At 33.0% G+C, this 16,879-nt stretch carries 10 protein-coding genes; 4 read left to right on the forward strand and 6 right to left on the reverse strand.

All coding sequences use genetic code 11. The features are described 5' to 3' along the window. Positions 1–370: 370 nt before the first annotated feature. Positions 371–2,920 (reverse strand): excinuclease ABC subunit UvrA, encoded by a 2,550-nt coding sequence (uvrA, locus tag RCH18_RS12505; protein ID WP_326937098.1) that lies wholly within the window; start codon positions 2,918–2,920, stop codon positions 371–373. Between the two features lie 162 nt (positions 2,921–3,082). On the opposite strand from uvrA, the gene RCH18_RS12510 reads away from it, so the two are divergent. Next, a complete protein-coding gene (locus tag RCH18_RS12510; protein ID WP_326937099.1) occupies positions 3,083–3,349 on the forward strand; it encodes a hypothetical protein in 267 nt (88 codons plus the stop codon). 190 nt (positions 3,350–3,539) lie between these two features. On the opposite strand, the gene RCH18_RS12515 is transcribed toward RCH18_RS12510, so the two are convergent. Genes RCH18_RS12515 through RCH18_RS12525 form a run of 3 tightly spaced genes read right to left on the reverse strand, consistent with a single transcriptional unit; the run spans position 3,540 to position 5,240 of the window. Further along, positions 3,540–4,109: a YceI family protein gene (locus RCH18_RS12515; RefSeq protein ID WP_326937100.1), complete on the reverse strand. Its 570-nt coding sequence runs from the start codon at positions 4,107–4,109 to the stop codon at positions 3,540–3,542. 30 nt (positions 4,110–4,139) lie between these two features. Next, on the reverse strand, positions 4,140–4,772 hold the full coding sequence (locus tag RCH18_RS12520; RefSeq protein WP_326937101.1) for an NAD(P)H-dependent oxidoreductase: 633 nt from the start codon (positions 4,770–4,772) through the stop codon (positions 4,140–4,142). A gap of 12 nt (positions 4,773–4,784) precedes the next feature. Continuing rightward, a complete protein-coding gene (locus RCH18_RS12525; protein ID WP_326937102.1) occupies positions 4,785–5,240 on the reverse strand; it encodes a MarR family winged helix-turn-helix transcriptional regulator in 456 nt (151 codons plus the stop codon). 224 nt (positions 5,241–5,464) lie between these two features. Between RCH18_RS12525 and RCH18_RS12530 the strand changes: the two genes are divergently transcribed. Further along, a complete protein-coding gene (locus tag RCH18_RS12530; RefSeq protein ID WP_326937103.1) occupies positions 5,465–11,503 on the forward strand; it encodes a PAS domain S-box protein in 6,039 nt (2,012 codons plus the stop codon). 101 nt (positions 11,504–11,604) lie between these two features. On the opposite strand, the gene RCH18_RS12535 is transcribed toward RCH18_RS12530, so the two are convergent. Continuing rightward, positions 11,605–12,813 (reverse strand): aminotransferase class I/II-fold pyridoxal phosphate-dependent enzyme, encoded by a 1,209-nt coding sequence (locus RCH18_RS12535; RefSeq protein ID WP_326937104.1) that lies wholly within the window; start codon positions 12,811–12,813, stop codon positions 11,605–11,607. A 277-nt stretch (positions 12,814–13,090) separates the two neighbouring features. On the opposite strand from RCH18_RS12535, the gene RCH18_RS12540 reads away from it, so the two are divergent. Together RCH18_RS12540 and lpdA are read left to right on the forward strand one after the other, a co-directional pair. Beyond that, on the forward strand, positions 13,091–13,549 hold the full coding sequence (locus tag RCH18_RS12540; RefSeq protein WP_326937105.1) for an Lrp/AsnC family transcriptional regulator: 459 nt from the start codon (positions 13,091–13,093) through the stop codon (positions 13,547–13,549). Positions 13,550–13,698: 149 nt separating this feature from the next. Beyond that, positions 13,699–15,102 (forward strand): dihydrolipoyl dehydrogenase, encoded by a 1,404-nt coding sequence (gene lpdA, locus RCH18_RS12545; protein ID WP_326937106.1) that lies wholly within the window; start codon positions 13,699–13,701, stop codon positions 15,100–15,102. A 171-nt stretch (positions 15,103–15,273) separates the two neighbouring features. Here lpdA and fumC read toward each other — a convergent pair whose 3' ends face one another. Continuing rightward, a complete protein-coding gene (gene fumC, locus RCH18_RS12550; protein WP_326937107.1) occupies positions 15,274–16,671 on the reverse strand; it encodes a class II fumarate hydratase in 1,398 nt (465 codons plus the stop codon). Between the last annotated feature and the right edge of the window lie 208 nt (positions 16,672–16,879).

Below are 16,879 nucleotides of genomic sequence, written 5' to 3' on the forward strand. Positions count from 1 at the left end.
GGGAAAAGAATTTATTTTCTTTTCTCTCTTTCTGTAAAAATTTAATCTACTTGCAACTCTTTTCTCAAAAGTTGCATTTATAAGTTGAATTCAAGATGTATAAAAACATATAATAAATAACTTCATAAAGACTTTTAAAAATAAGTAGTAAATGTCTTTTTGTAAATTTTTTACTTGATGTTGAGATTTCTTGTGTCGCCCATAAAATAGGTTGTAATTAATATATTTTTTAAGCTATATTATTAAAAATGAAAGTACAATGTTGATATTAAACGTATTAAAATATTTATTTAAAGCGCTAAGTTTTAAGTTCCTCTTAAAAGATTATCAATTCAATTTATAGTATTTAGATTTCAATTAGGTGTATATTCTAGAAGTTAAAAATTTGACCTTCTAAAGTTTTTTTTAGATATATAGCGGTTTTGCTCCTTTTGTTTTCTGCTACTTTTTGCGGGGTTCCTTGAGTAACAATAGTACCGCCTTCATCTCCAGCGCCTGGACCAATATCAATAACCCAGTCGCTTGCAGCTACTACTTGCATATCATGTTCAACCACAATAACAGTATTGCCAGCATCAACTAATTTGGCTAGTTGTAATTGCAATTTTTCAACATCAGTAGGGTGAAGACCTGTTGTAGGTTCGTCTAAAATATACAGCGTATTTCCTCGACTCAAACGCTGTAATTCAGTGGCAAGTTTTATACGTTGTGCTTCACCTCCAGAAAGTTCTGTTGCGGGTTGTCCTAAACGTAAATATCCTAATCCTACTTCTTGCAATACCTTTAATGTTCTGCTTATTCTTTCCTCATTTTCAAAAAATGCCGCTGCATCATTTACCGTCATAGATAATATTTGTGCAATATTTTTATCTTGAAAGGTGACTTCTAATGTTGCAGCATTATAACGAGTTCCTCCGCACACAGGGCAAGGAGCGTAAACACTGGGAAGGAATAATAATTCGACCATCACAAAACCTTCACCCTCGCAATTAGAGCATCTACCTTTTCCCACGTTAAATGAAAATCGGCCAGCGTCATAATGACGCGCTTTGGCTAATTTAGTTGACGCAAACAATTTTCTAACAACATCAAATAAGCCAGTATAAGTGGCAAGATTTGAACGCGGTGTTCTCCCAATGGGTTTTTGATTCACAACAATTAAACGTTTTATAGTATCAAAACCAGATATAATAGTGCCTCCTAATGTTTGAATACTATCTTCTTGCAAAGAATCTTCCGCTTCCTCCTCAACTAAGTTTTCATTTCCCAATTTTGATACTATCAATTCCACTAAAATTTGGCTAACCAAACTACTTTTGCCTGAACCTGACACCCCAGTAACACTTGTTAAGACCCCTAATGGAAAAGAAACATCAAGATTTGATAAATTATTTCTGGTTAGTCCACCCAATTTTAACCATCCGCTGGGTGTTCGAACTTTATTTTTTTCTAAAGGGGAATTATTAAATAGATGTTCTCTAGTTTTGGATCTTTCAATATTTTTTAAGCCCTCTGCTGGACCACTATATACTATTTCTCCTCCTCCTTTACCAGCATTAGGCCCTACATCAACTATCCAATCGGCATGTCGTATGACATTTAGTTCATGCTCAACTATAAAAAGAGAATTACCGGACGCTTTTAAACCATCAAGCGCTTTAAGTAATGCTTGTGTGTCGGCAGGATGTAATCCAGCGGAAGGCTCATCTAAAACATAAACCACCCCAAATAGATTGCTTCGAACCTGTGTGGCTAATCGCAACCTTTGATGTTCTCCTGGAGAAAGGGTAGGAGTGGTGCGTTCTAATGATAAATAACCAAGTCCTAAATCAAGTAACACCGTTATTCTAGCAATTAGATCAGCCGCAATTCTTTGTGCAACGATTGCCTTTTCTTGATGATGTGTAGCCAATTTTGTCAAGCCAGCGGCCGAACCATCACAATAAGGTTTAAATATTGTATATAATTGCTTTAACGGTAACCCGGAAATAGCAGCAATGTCATATCCTGAAAAAGTTACTGAAAGTGATTCTTGTCTTAAGCGTTTTCCATTACAAATAGGACATTCGGCACTTAGCATATATTTCGATACTCGTTTTTTCATTAAAGCACTTTGAGTATTTGCAAAGGTATGTAGCACATATCTTTTTACACCAGTAAAAGTTCCCATATAACTGGGTTTTCGTTTATTATTAATAGCGACTTGCACTTCGTCTTTATTTAAACCTGCATAAACTGGCAATTGCGGTTGTTCATTTGTAAATAAAATCCAATCACGATCTTTTCTTGAAAGTTTATTCCAAGGTATGTCGACATCAAATCCTAATGTTGTTAATATGTCACGCAAATTTTGACCTTGCCATGCAGTAGGCCAAGCCGCAATTGCTTTTTCTCTAATTGTTAAAGAATCATTAGGAATCATGCTCTTTTCAGTAACATCGTAAACTTTTCCAAGGCCATGACAGTTGGGACAGGCACCTTCTGGCGTATTAGTTGAAAATGATTCTGCATATAAAAGGGGCTGATTTTCTGGATAGTCACCTGCTCGAGAATATAACATTCGCAATAAATTAGACAAAGTAGTGACTGACCCAACTGAGGATCGCGTTGTTCCAGATCCTCTTTGTTGCTGTAAAGCTACAGCTGGAGGTAATCCATCAATGTGATCCACTTCTGGTATAGGCATTTGATGAAAAAGTCTTCTTGCATAAGGAGAAACAGACTCAAGGTATCGTCGTTGCGCTTCTGCATATAATGTTCCAAAAGCAAGCGATGATTTTCCAGAGCCTGAGACTCCTGTAAACACGACAAATGAATCTCTAGGAATTTCTAAACTCACATTTTTAAGATTGTGTTGTCTAGCTCCAGTAATTGTAACAAAGCCTTTTTGCTGTTTTTGATTTGAATTGTCATTTTTCATGAGATCTGTTAATGTTATAAGTGTGACAAATTAATTATAAAAGTTTATAGTTAAAAACTTTATGCGAATCATATAAAAACCTTTATTAATTGTGTAAGTTATTGATTGCAAGTCTATTGTAAATTTACAATTCACTACTATTAATCATAAAAATTAGAAATTATGGATATTATTAACAAAGATCATTTAGAAGGACCAGTAGCAAAAAAAATTGAAGAGCAAACAGCAAAATTACCATCAGATTTATTTTTGTGGGCGGCTGTGGGTTCAATGGCGGCATCAGCAACTATGAAGCTCATGGGAAAAGGCAATACTTCACTATTTGTGGGGCAATGGGCAACCTCGTTTTTGCTATTAGGAATATATAATAAAATTGTAAAAGTGGCAGGAAGTGATGCTGATGACGATGCTGGAAACAAAAAATTTTAGACATAAAAAAACCTGCTAATGCAGGTTTTTTTTATGTCTAAATTAAAAATGTTAACTATTAATAAGGAAAATTTCAATAGTTGAAGATTTTCATAATCAAATATTGTGATCCCTTGCGATCTAAAATTTAAATAAAATTGTCAAGATAAGATCGAACATATTTAATTTATACTTTCAAAAAGGTATATAATTAGAATTTTAGAACAACGGCTAAATCGAAATCATCATAGATAACTTTATCTCCTAAATTTTCGAAGAAATTTCCAGAATTGTATTTAATATCATATTTAGTTCTATCTACTATCACTTTAGTAGTTGCTGAATTTGCTGTTGTAGCAAGGTCAAAAGTAACAGGTTTTGCAATTCCTTTAATTGTTAAATCTCCATTTACAGTGTAAACGTTAGGTGATTTAACAGTCACTTTTTTAAACACTAATGTAGCTGTTTCATGTTTATCTGTCCCAAAAAAGTCATCTGCTTTTAAGTGACCTTCTAATTTCTCTTTTCCTTGTCCCGCTTTTAAGTCAGTAACCGTCATTGAAGTCATATCAACGTTAAAAGTTCCTCCAACTAATGTCTTTCCTTTGAAAATTAAATTTCCGTCTTTAAGATTGATCGTTCCTTCATGTGCTCCTGTAACTTTCTTTCCAGTCCATACGATTGAACTTTTAGATGCATCTACTTTTTTAGTTTGAGCTGATACTGAAATTGTTGATAAAACTACTACTAAAGCTAATGCAATTGATTTAAAATTTTTCATTTTTTTTAAGTGTTTAAATTTGATAAATAATTATAAAGTGATAAATAATTCTTCGGTTGGTTTTCTAACCTTTTTAAAATATTGAGTTGCGTCTTCTTCATGTCTGTAACCTAATGTTGTAATAAGTGTTGCATTTAGTCCAAGATCGTTTAATCCTAATAATTCATTTACTTGTTCTGGAACAAACCCTTCCATTGGAGTCAAATCTATTCTTAATTCAGCTGCGGCATTCATTAAATTACCAAGCGCCAAATAAGTTTGTTTTGCGGACCAAATATTTCGATCGTTATCAGATAAAGCTGTTATGGTAGTTTTCATAAAACCCATATATCCTTTCATACTTTCAATAGAAACTTCTCTTGTTTCGCTTACATTTTTAAAGTAGTTGTCAATACCATCTTCGCCAAAGTTTAATTCATTAGCAAATACTAAAACATGTGATGCATCAACTATTTGTGATTGTCCCCAGGACGCTGTTTTGAGTTGCGCTCTCAACTCAGGATTCTCAACTATAATAATCTTGTACGGCTGTAAGCCATAAGAGGAAGAACTCAGTCGAATAGCTTCCTTTAGTATTGTAATATCTTCTTCTGCTATTTTCTTGGTAGCATCAAATTTTTTTGTTGCGTATCTCCAATTTTGATTTTCTATAAAGTTATTCATCTTATATTCTAGTTAGTAATTTCTATATTTTTCTAATAATTGATTGAGCTGGACTATTTCACTCTCAGTTAAATTTTTTGAGAAAAGCTCTTCATGCGCTATTACTTTTGGATCTAAAGTTTTTAAAACTGCCAATCCTTTATCAGTGATAAGAACCTCAATTTTACGTCTATTTTCTAAACATACTTTACGCGTAACAAAATCCTTGAGTAAGAGTTTATCTACTAATCGAGTGGTATTACTAGTTTTAGCAAGCATTCGCTCTTGAATCGCATTCATATTAGCCGGACTGCCTTTTTGACCTCTTAAAATTCTAAGTACATTATACTGCTCACTCGAAATTTCATACGGTTTTAATATTTCATTAAAACTTTCTGTTATGATGCTTTGAGTGTACATCACATTTAAAATGATTTTTTTAGAATCATCCATTGGAACAGTTGATTTCAAAATATCTTCAATTTTCATATTTGTATATATGTAATTTGTTGGTACAAATATAACAATTTTTATTGTTGTATGTACAAATGATGATAATAATTTATTTTTTGTTTTCGTTTTGATGAAATTTTTAATTTTTAAAACTAAATTTTTTTATACTTCAACGTTTCACAAATGTTTATTCATCGTGCAAAGTAATTTTTATTTTTGGTATTTTTTTCTATATTTAGCACTTATTAAAATAATGGAGTATGAGCAAAGAGATACCTGAAAACGATAAAATACTCAATGAATTCAATCAGAAGAATTTAGATATTAATGGTTTAGAGCAAAATGAGTTAGCGGACAATAATTTTGGAAATTTAATACAAGGTTCTCAGGATTTTGTATGTGTTGTTGGTTTTGATAGCTATTTTAAAGAAATTAATCCTGCATTTGTAAAAATACTTGGTTACACAAAGCAAGAACTACTATCTCAACCTTTTTTGTCATTTGTACACGAGGACGATCATGAAAAAAGTACTGCTGAAATCCTATTGTTATCTCAAGGAAATTCTTCTATTGATTTTAAAAATCGATATATCAAGAAAAATAGAGAAGTCATAACTGTCCATTGGAATGTAACCGCATCTATATCAAATGAGTTGATTTATGGAATAGGAAGAGATTTTACTGATTTTTTGGCAATTGAAGACGAATTGCTAAAAAGTAAAAAATTATTAAATTATGCGCAACATATAGGTAAAATAGGGAGTTGGGAATTGAATTTGGATACCAAAGTAATGACGTGGTCAAATGAAATGTTCAATATCATTGGTGTGGAAAGAGAATCAAAACTAAATTTATTAGATGAGTTTACCCAAATCCTTACCGATAAAAATAAATCGAGTTTTCTTCAAAAAATAGATCAAACTGTTGCTGACAAAAATCAGTTCGAACTAGAACAGTATGTGACTTTACTTAACGGAAATAAAAAATATTTGCATATTGTTGTTTTACCTACTGGTGGCACTACCTATAATAGCACGTTTTTGCGAGGCAGCGTTCAAGATATTTCTGAGAAAAAAAAGAATGAAAATATTATTAATCACAAAGAAGCAGCGGTAGTAGACGTCAAAATAAAACTGATAGAACAAGAAAATAATGCAAAATTTAAAAGTTATATCGAAAACGCTCCTGATGCGGTATTTGTATGTGATGAGAATGGGCGCTATATAGATCTAAATAATGCCGCCATAGAGCTAACTGGTTATTCACGAGACGAACTATTATTACTCAAATTTGGTGATCTAGCGACTAGAGGTTATGATGAGCATATTCCTTCTCAATTTATAATATTAAAAGAAAGAGGATTTATTAAAGCTGAAATGAAAATTATTCGTAAAGATGGTGAAAAAGTCTTTTGTTTAATTAATGCGGTTAAACTTTTAGATAATCAATTTTTAGGCTTTGTTAAGAATATAACTGAAAGTAAAATTGCCGAGAAGAAGCTAAGTAATAGCGAAAAAAGATTTCGCGCACTTGTTGAGTATAATGATGGCATTATAACTGTTTTAGATAAAAACTTATTTACTATATTTCGAAGTCCTTCATCTGTGCGCATTACCGGATATACTGATCAAGAATTTGAAAAACTTAATGGCGCTGATTATTACCATCCGGAATATTTAGATTACATACAATTAATGATTCAAAAATCAATAGATCAACCTGATGTTCCATTAGATGTAATTTTTAAAGTTAAACATAAAAATGGAAAATATATTTGGTTGCAAGGGATACTTAATAACAAAATTGATGATGACAGTGTAGGAGGAATTATTGCAAACTTAAAAGATGTAACAGAATTTATAAAGACCAATGAAACACTTTTAAAAGAGAAAGACCGATTTTTAAAAATTGCTGCGACTTCTCCTGGATTAATCTATTCCATGAGGCAAAATAAAGATGGTTCATTGAGCTTTCCCTATGCGGGCAATGCTATTGAAGAACTTTATGGCTTTACTTTTGAGCAAATTGAAAATGATTCAAATAAAATTTTTAACCTTATTCATCCTCAAGATCTGCAGCGGTTAATGCTCAGTATTAAAGAAACTAAATCTAAATTAATACCGTTAAAAGGAGAATATCGATATTATCATCCTATTAAAGGACTGGTATGGCATAACGTAAATTCATTGCCTATAGTTGAAAAAGAGGGGACTATTATTTGCCATGGAACTGTTACTGACGTTACCGATAGAATTCATGCAGAGCAAAAAGTAGCGAGAGCTAATAGGTTATATTTATTTATCACTCAAATTAACCAAATGATCGTTAGGACGAAAGACCAAGAAACATTGTTTGCAGATGCTTGTTCCATCGCCGTAAATATAGGTCAGTTTAAAATGGCTTGGATTGGATTAGTAGACGCTGATACTCATGAAGTCGTACCAGCTATGATTGCTGGGGATGACAATGGCTATTTTACTAAAATTCAGTCTATTTCAGTAAATGATGAACCTGTGGGACGAGGGCCTGCTGGAAGGTCTATTAGAGAAGTTAAATCTATTGTCAGTAACGATATTGCAAATGATTATATGATGATACCATGGCGTGAAGAGGCACTTGCGCGTGGATATCTGTCTATGATGTCAGTTCCTATTAAAAAGTTTGGTAATGTAATCGGGTCATTTTTATTTTATTCAGGTGATCAGGATTTCTTCGATCAAGAAGAAATTGCATTATTAGAAGAGGCAACCAATGATGTTGCTTATGCGTTAGAAAATTTTGATAGAGAGGCTTTACGTAAAAAAGCTGAAGAAGATATAATTGAAAGCGAACAAAGGTTTCACACTTTAACAGAAGTTTCTCCAGTTGGAATTTTTAGAACTGATAGTGAAGGTTTAACCACGTATATAAATTCTTGTTGGAGTGAAATAACTGGCTTACCGTATAATGAGGCAATGGGTAATGGATGGTTAAAAGCAGTTCACGATGATGATTTACTTGCGCTTTTTGAGGGTTGGGATAACGCCACCATAAATCAGGAGATTTCCATAGCAGAATACCGTTTTATACGCCCTGATGGAACTATTGCTTGGGTAATGGGAAAAGCAATTCCAGAGAGAAATTTTAAAAATGAAGTCATAGGTTATATCGGTACTATAACGGATATTACGGAACGAAAAATTGCAGAGGCAAGTATTTTGAGGGAAAAACAATTGTCAGAAATGATAATAAATAATCTTCCTGGTATTTTCTATTTATATGAATCGTCTGGAAATTTTGTAATGTGGAACAAAAATTTAGAGGAAGTTACTGGTTATGACAGCGCAACGATAGCTACTATGACGGCAATGGATTTTGTTGATAGTGATCAAAAAGAAAAGATTAATGCTCGTATAAATAAAATATTTCTAAATGCAGCACAAAAAGGAAATGATAAATTACAAGATATAGAAATTGAATTTGTAACTAAAGGTCAAGAAAAAATTTCATATTATATAAATTCCCATACTATAGATTACAAAGGACAAAAATGTATTCTGGGTATGGGAATAGATCTCACTGAAATTAAAAAAGCAGAGGCACAAATGAAAACTGCCAATGAGCGATATGAAATGATTTCTGCCGCGACTAATGATGCTGTATTTGAAGTTGATTTGCTAACTGGCGAGAGCTGGAACAATAAGAAATTTACTGAGCTATTGGGATTTGGAAACACGAAAGCAACAGGTGCAAAAAGTACTGATATTTGGCGTTCAAGAGTTCATCCTGAAGATAAAGAGCGCGTAATAAAAAAACTGGAGGACACTTACGCAGGAATTTCTAACTATTGGTCGGATCAATTCCGCTTTTTGAAAGCTGATGGAACTTTTGGAATTTTTTATGATCGAGGAATAATATTGCGCGATGATTTAGGCAAGGCAATTCGTATGAATGGTGCATTAGTTGAAATTACAGAATTAGCAAATGTCAAAAATCAATTAATCAACAGTGAGGAAAAATATAAAAGTTTAATAGAACAAGCCTCTGATGCAATTTTTATCAATAACGCTGATGGTCGCTTATTAGAAGTCAATGAAAGTGCCTGTATTATGTTAGGATATAGTAAGGAGGAGCTTTGCAGTAAAAGTTTACCTGATTTATATACAAAACAGGAATTAATTTCAAGGCCCATTATGTACAAAGAGTTACTAAGTGGGCAACAGACAATACTAGAACGAGAAATGTTGCATAAAGATGGAACTTTAGTGACAGTAGAAATAACAGCAAAAATGATTGCTGATGGACGTATCGTTGCGATTGTAAGAAATGTAACTGAAAGAAAAATTATTGATGATGCGTTTAAAAAAATGCATAAAAAAATAGAAGCAATCCTAAATGCGATTCCTGATTTATTGTTTGAGGTGGACTTACATGGTACCATTTTTAATCATCATTCTCGCCATGAAGATTTACTTGTAAGGCCATCACATGAAGTAATCGGAAAAAATTTCCGTGAAATTTTGCCTAGTGATGCATCGGATATTGTTCTTTCTGCAATCAAAGAAGCATCGTTGAAGGGTTTTTCTGCAGGTATGCAGTATATTTTACATTTAGATTCTGGAATACATTGGTTTGAACTTTCAGTTGCGCCTATGCAGGAAAGTGTTGATAATGAAATACACTTTATCTGTTTATGCAGAGACATTACAAAAGCTAAAAATGTAGATTTGGCCTTATTCAAAAGTGAAGATAGATATCGTGAATTGCTCAGTAATTTAGATACTGGAATCGTTGTTCACGCTTCTGATACTTCAATTATTTTAGCTAATAAAAAAGCTACTGAATTATTAGGAGTAACTGATGATCAGATTAACGGAATTACAGCATTTGATCCATTTTGGAATTTTTTAAACGATGATAAATCAGTAATGAAACTGGAAAGTTATCCTGTAAATCAGATTTTAGCTAGTAGAAAGCCGCTCAAAAATTTTATAGTAGGAGTAAATAACTCCGCCAATAGCGATATTATTTGGCTATTGGTAAATGGTTATCCTGATATGGATGATAAAGGTAATATCAATGAAGTTGTTGTTAGTTTTATAGATATTACAGATCAGAAAATGATGGATATGGAACTCATTAAGGCTAAAGAATTAGCGGAGTCTGCTAGTAAAGCCAAAACCGATTTCTTAGCTAATATGAGTCATGAAATCCGAACTCCTTTGAACGGAATTATTGGTTTCACTCATTTATTAATGCAAAGCGATCTCAAAAAAAATCAAGCAGAATATATGACTACCGTTAATGAATCAGCGATGTCTCTAATGGAAATTGTTAATGATGTTCTGGATTTTTCTAAAATTGAATCAGGTAAGCTAGAGCTAAATATTGAAAAATTAAATGTTTATAAACTTTCAAATCAAGTAATCAATTTATTTAAACATCAAGCAGACCATAAAAAAATTGATCTTATTTTAAATATTGAGAAGAATATTCCACAATTTATTTTGGGCGACTCTATTCGCCTAAAACAAATTTTAGTTAACTTATTGAGCAATGCAATAAAATTTACGAGTTTTGGCGAAATACATTTAGATATAAGTGAAACGAGACAATCTGATAAAAACGAGACAGCAATAACTTTTTCAGTAAAAGATACTGGTGTTGGAATTAAAGATTCTAACAATGAAAAAATCTTTAAGTCTTTCGTGCAGGAGGATAACTCTACCAATAGAAAATTTGGAGGTACAGGATTAGGATTATCCATCTCCAATCAATTACTTGCTTTAATGGATAGTAAACTCCAGCTAATCAGTAAGTACGGAGAAGGAAGTAATTTCTTTTTTACAGTTAAATTTACAAAAGCAAAAAGTAAAAAAAATACTCAAATGCTGACTGAGTTAATTGATGTAGATTACGAAAATATTGGAGTTAGCTTTTTAGGTCAGCGTAAAATATTAATTGTTGAGGATAATAAAATCAATATGCTACTTGCAAAGACATTAGTTAAACGGACTATTAAAGATTGTATTATTCTCGAAGCCAAAGACGGAAATGAAGCCGTTGCCATCTATAGCAAAGAACAGCCTGATTTAATTATAATGGATATACAGATGCCTAACAAAAATGGATACGAAGCAACTAAAGAAATCAGGAATTTACAAGGCGGTAGGGATATTCCTATTATTGCTATTACAGCAGGAATAATGAGTGGAGATAAAGAAAAATGTTTAGAAGCAGGTATGAATGATTATTTACCTAAGCCTATTATCCATATCGATCTAGAGAATATTTTACTCAAGTGGCTCATAAAAAAATAATTGTTAACAGTTATATTTATTAACAATTATTATCTATTTCCGTATAAAAAGTAAAGCCTGAATGTTTGAGCATTCAGGCTTTACTTTTTATACGGAAAAAATTAGTTTTGCAATATTTGTATTTCAACCATACATGATCTCATCATTTGGTACGTTCTTTCAATATCGTTATCTAGTCCTATGGAAAATCGGATTAATCCATCTGTTAATCCCATTTCTATTTGTTCATCTAATGGTATTTCACTAGATGTAGAAGTTCCTGGCGCGCTAAATAATGTTTTATAAAATCCTAAACTTACTGCTAAGTAACCTAAGTTTTTGGACTGCATTAATTCCATCAGTGCATTGGCTTTCGCCAAAGTTCCTACATCTAGTGTCATCATTCCGCCAAAACCATATTCTTGATTGATCATCATTTTATATAAGGTATGACTTGGGTGACTTTTCAAACCAGGATAAACGGTTATCAGCCCATCTTTTTCAAAACGTTCAGCAAGATACATTGCATTATGGCTGTGTTGTTTCATTCTGATGTGCAATGTGCGTAGATTTTTCATCACACTCGCTGATCGCATACTATCCATTGTAGGACCAAGTAACATGCTTGCGCCACTATTTACATTTTTTAAACTATCAATGAATTCTTGTGATGCACATGTTACACCGCCCACTGTATCGCTACTTCCATTAATGTATTTTGTCAAACTATGGATTACAATATCAGCTCCAAGTTTAGCTGGAGAAACAGACAATGGTGAAAACGTATTGTCAACAACAAGTGTTAAGTTATGACGCTTTGCAATTTTAGACAAACGTTCAATATCGGCTACTTCAAGCAAGGGGTTGCTTACTGTTTCGCAATATAAAACTTTAGTATTAGGGGTAATAGCAGCTTCTACTATTTCGAGTTTTGTAATATCTGTAAAGGTGGTTGTGATGCCTAATCGTGGAGCAAAATTCTTTAAAAAAGCATAGGTTCCACCGTAAATTGTTCTACTTGAAACAACGTGATCATCCGTTCCGCATAATTGAAGAAGAGTAGGCGTAATAGCTCCCATTCCTGATGCTGATACATTAGCTGATGCTGTTCCTTCCATTGCTGCAAGCGCTTTATCTAAATATAAATTACTTGGCGATGAGTGACGCGAATATAAATAACATCCTTCCATATTTCCTTCAAAAGTATCAAACATGGTCTTTGCTGAGAGGAATGTATAAGTTGATGAATCAGAGATCGATGGATTTACACCACCAAATTCTCCAAAATATTGTAAATCTTGAATATTGTCTGCAGGATTGAAATTTTTCATATTTATTTTTTTAAGAGATTATTCCTACCCCCGAAGCTTCGGGGCGCTACATCTTTTATTGGCTGAGGCGAATAAAAAGATGCCGTTTCTATCAGGGCTAAGGTTTTAGTTTGTTAAAAGTCGTTTCAAAATAACGAGATTTAAGATCAATAATCAATACTATAACAATTTATTAAATTTTAAAACTAAAATGTTATTATTTTTTAGATTTATTTTCTAAATTAGCTGATTAAAAGTGATTTTTATAGATTTTTTTTAATTCAAATTTTTGCTTCTTATGATAATAGATGCCACCGACAAAAAACTACTTTTATTGCTGCAATCAGATACTAAACAAACGACAAAAGAACTTTCATTGAAACTTAATCTTTCCGTTACAGCTGTTTATGAGCGAATTAAAAAGATGGAACGAGAGGGAATTATTGTAAAGTATGTTGCCTTATTAGATAAAGTAAAGATTCAAAAGAGTTTTGTTGTTTTTTGTCACATTAAATTAATACAACATACAAAGGAATTTATTGCAAAGTTCGAAAGCCAAGTGATCCAATTAAAAGAAGTATTAGAATGCCACCATGTGAGTGGAGATTATGACTATATTTTGAAAATTATTGTAAAGGATATGGAAGCATATCGCGAATTTCTAGTAACTAAACTAACAACTTTAGATCACATAGGAAGTACACATAGCACATTTATGATCAATGAAGTAAAAAACACAACTGTAATTAATGTTTAATTTAATCTGAAAATTTAATCCATTTATGGTAATAAGTGAATGTTTTAAATAAAATTACTGACAAATACCTTCTAAAATAAACATTAAACAAGACTTAATTCATTAATTTTGTACAACATTTTATAAAATCATATTAAATAAATTATACTATGAATTCATTTGACGTAGTCATTATAGGTTCTGGACCAGGCGGATATGTATCGGCAATTCGTTGTGCGCAATTAGGTTTCAAAACAGCAATTATTGAGAAATATTCGACCTTAGGAGGAACTTGTTTAAATGTGGGTTGTATTCCCTCTAAAGCCTTACTTGCATCTTCTCACCATTATAGTGATGTTTCACACTTCGCTGAGCACGGTATAGAACTTACTGGCGAAGTAAAAGTAAATCTTGAAAAAATGATTGCACGCAAGCAAGCAGTTGTTGATCAAACTTGCAGCGGAGTGAAATTTTTGATGGATAAAAATAAGATCACCGTTCTTGAGGGTTTAGGTTCTTTTGTTGATGCTACACATGTAGTTGTCGCTAAAGCGGATGGGACTTCTGAAACTGTGGAAGCTAAAAATATAATAATTGCTACTGGTTCTAAACCTGCGAATTTGCCTTTTATTAAATTAGATAAAGAGAGAATTATTACTTCTACAGAAGCTTTAAAACTAAAAGAAATTCCAAAACATTTAATTATTATAGGTGGTGGCGTTATAGGAATTGAACTTGGACAAGTTTATTTACGATTAGGTGCACAAGTTTCTGTAGTGGAATATTTAGATAGAATTATTCCTGGAATGGATGCCTCATTATCTAAGGAATTGACTAAAGTATTTAAGAAACAAGGAATGAAGTTCTATGTTTCGCACAAAGTAAAATCAGCAGAGCGAAATGGAGATGGAGTAGTAGTACAAGCTGAAAACGCAAAAGGGGAAACCATTACACTGGAAGGCGATTACGCACTAGTATCAGTTGGCCGTCGCCCTTATACAGACGGTTTGAATGCTGACAAAGCAGGTGTTAAAATTACAGATAAAGGAATGGTTGAGGTAAACGATCATTTACAAACGAATATTCCTAATATCTATGCAATAGGTGATGTGGTTAGAGGAGCGATGCTTGCCCATAAAGCAGAAGAAGAAGGAACGATGGTTGCTGAAATTTTAGCTGGTCAAAAACCACATATCGATTACAACTTAATTCCAGGAGTAGTTTACACTTGGCCTGAAGTGGCAGCTGTAGGACAAACAGAAGAGCAACTAAAAGCTGCTGGTGTTGATTACAAAGCAGGAAGCTTTCCTTTCAAAGCATTAGGTCGTGCAAGAGCAGGAGGAGACTTAGATGGATTTGTAAAAATTCTTGCTGATGCAAAAACGGATGAAGTTCTTGGCGTTCACATGATCGGTGCTCGTTGTGCTGATCTAATTGCTGAAGCAGTAACTGCAATGGAATTTAGAGCGTCTGCTGAAGATATTTCTAGAATGTCTCATGCGCATCCTACTTTTGCGGAAGCAATAAAAGAAGCTGCACTGGCTGCTACTGATAATAGAGCGCTGCATGTTTAAATAAAATTCCAGTTATTTAAATTCGAAATTCTAATATTTGAAGTTTTAAATTATAAATTCATGTTATAAATCCCAAATTCCAACGTATGTCAGTTGGAGTTTGGGATTTTTTAAATTGGAATTTGAGATTTTTTAAGTTTGGAATTTTTTAAGTTCGGGATTTAGCTGTTTTTATTTTAGGCTTCCCACCATATCCTCTGGTTTTACCCACGCATCAAAATCTTCAGCAGTTACATATCCTAAGCGAACAGCTTCTTCTTTTAAAGTTGTTCCGTTTTTATGAGCCGTTTGGGCAATTTCAGCTGATTTATAATATCCAATTTTAGTATTCAAAGCGGTAACTAACATTAAGGAATTGTCAACTAATTCTTTAATTCGTTTATAGTTCGGTTCAATACCTTGAGCACAATGTTCGTCAAATGAGAGACAAGCATCACCTAACAATCGAGCTGATTGTAAAAAGTTGGCGGCCATCAACGGTTTAAAAACATTTAACTCATAGTGACCTTGCATACCACCTACAGAAATAGCAACATCATTCCCCATCACTTGTGCACAAACCATAGTTAACGCTTCACATTGCGTTGGATTCACTTTTCCTGGCATAATAGAAGATCCGGGCTCATTTTCGGGAATTATAATTTCTCCAATTCCTGAGCGTGGTCCTGAGGCTAGCATACGAACATCATTGGCAATTTTATTCAATGAAACTGCTAGTTGCTTTAAGGCACCATGAGATTCTACAATAGCATCATGCGCTGCTAGTGCTTCAAATTTATTTTCGGCAGTTACAAACGGATGTCCTGTAAATTCAGCGATATATTGAGCTACTTTTACGTCATATCCTTCTGGTGTATTTAATCCAGTTCCCACAGCTGTTCCTCCTAAAGCTACTTCTGATAAGTGACTTAAAGTATTTTTAACAGCTTTCAAACCATAATTTAATTGCGCCACATATCCTGAAATTTCTTGACCTAATGTCAATGGTGTGGCATCCATTAAATGTGTTCGACCTATTTTAACAACTGTATTAAATTCTACTGCTTTTGCATGAAGTGTATCTCTTAATTTCTCAACACCAGGGATAGTAATTTCAACAACTGCTTTATATGCCGCAATATGCATTCCTGTTGGAAAAGTATCATTAGAGGATTGTGATTTGTTTACATCATCATTCGCTTTTATGAATTGTTCGCCTTCACCAATTTTATAGCCTTTTAAAACCTGCGCACGATTGGCAACAACTTCATTTACGTTCATATTACTTTGCGTTCCAGAGCCTGTTTGCCATATAACTAATGGGAATTCATTATCTAGTTTCCCAGCAAGGATTTCGTCACAAACGGCAGCAATTGCATCTCTTTTTTCAATAGGTAAAACGCCTAAATCACAGTTTGCGTAAGCGGCCGCTTTTTTGAGATATGCAAAACCTTCGATAATTTCCTTTGGCATTGATGCAGAGGCACCTATTTTAAAATTATTACGCGAACGTTCTGTTTGTGCTCCCCAGTATTTATCCGCAGGAACTTGCACCTCACCCATTGTGTCTTTTTCTATTCTAAAATTCATTTTGTTGTGTTTTATATATGTGTAATTAAAAAAGTATTGATTAGCAAATTAACTTATCCTATTTTTAATATTAAAATATGTTTAATAAAGGAGTATTAAAGTAAAAATAGTGCTGATTTCTACGCTCAAAAATACACATAAATCTTATTTTATAAAAATTGATTTGTAGTTTTTATTACTTTTTATTGGTAACAAAAGGAATTAAACA

The organism is Flavobacterium sp. PL11, from assembly GCF_035985025.1.
Classification (GTDB): domain Bacteria; phylum Bacteroidota; class Bacteroidia; order Flavobacteriales; family Flavobacteriaceae; genus Flavobacterium.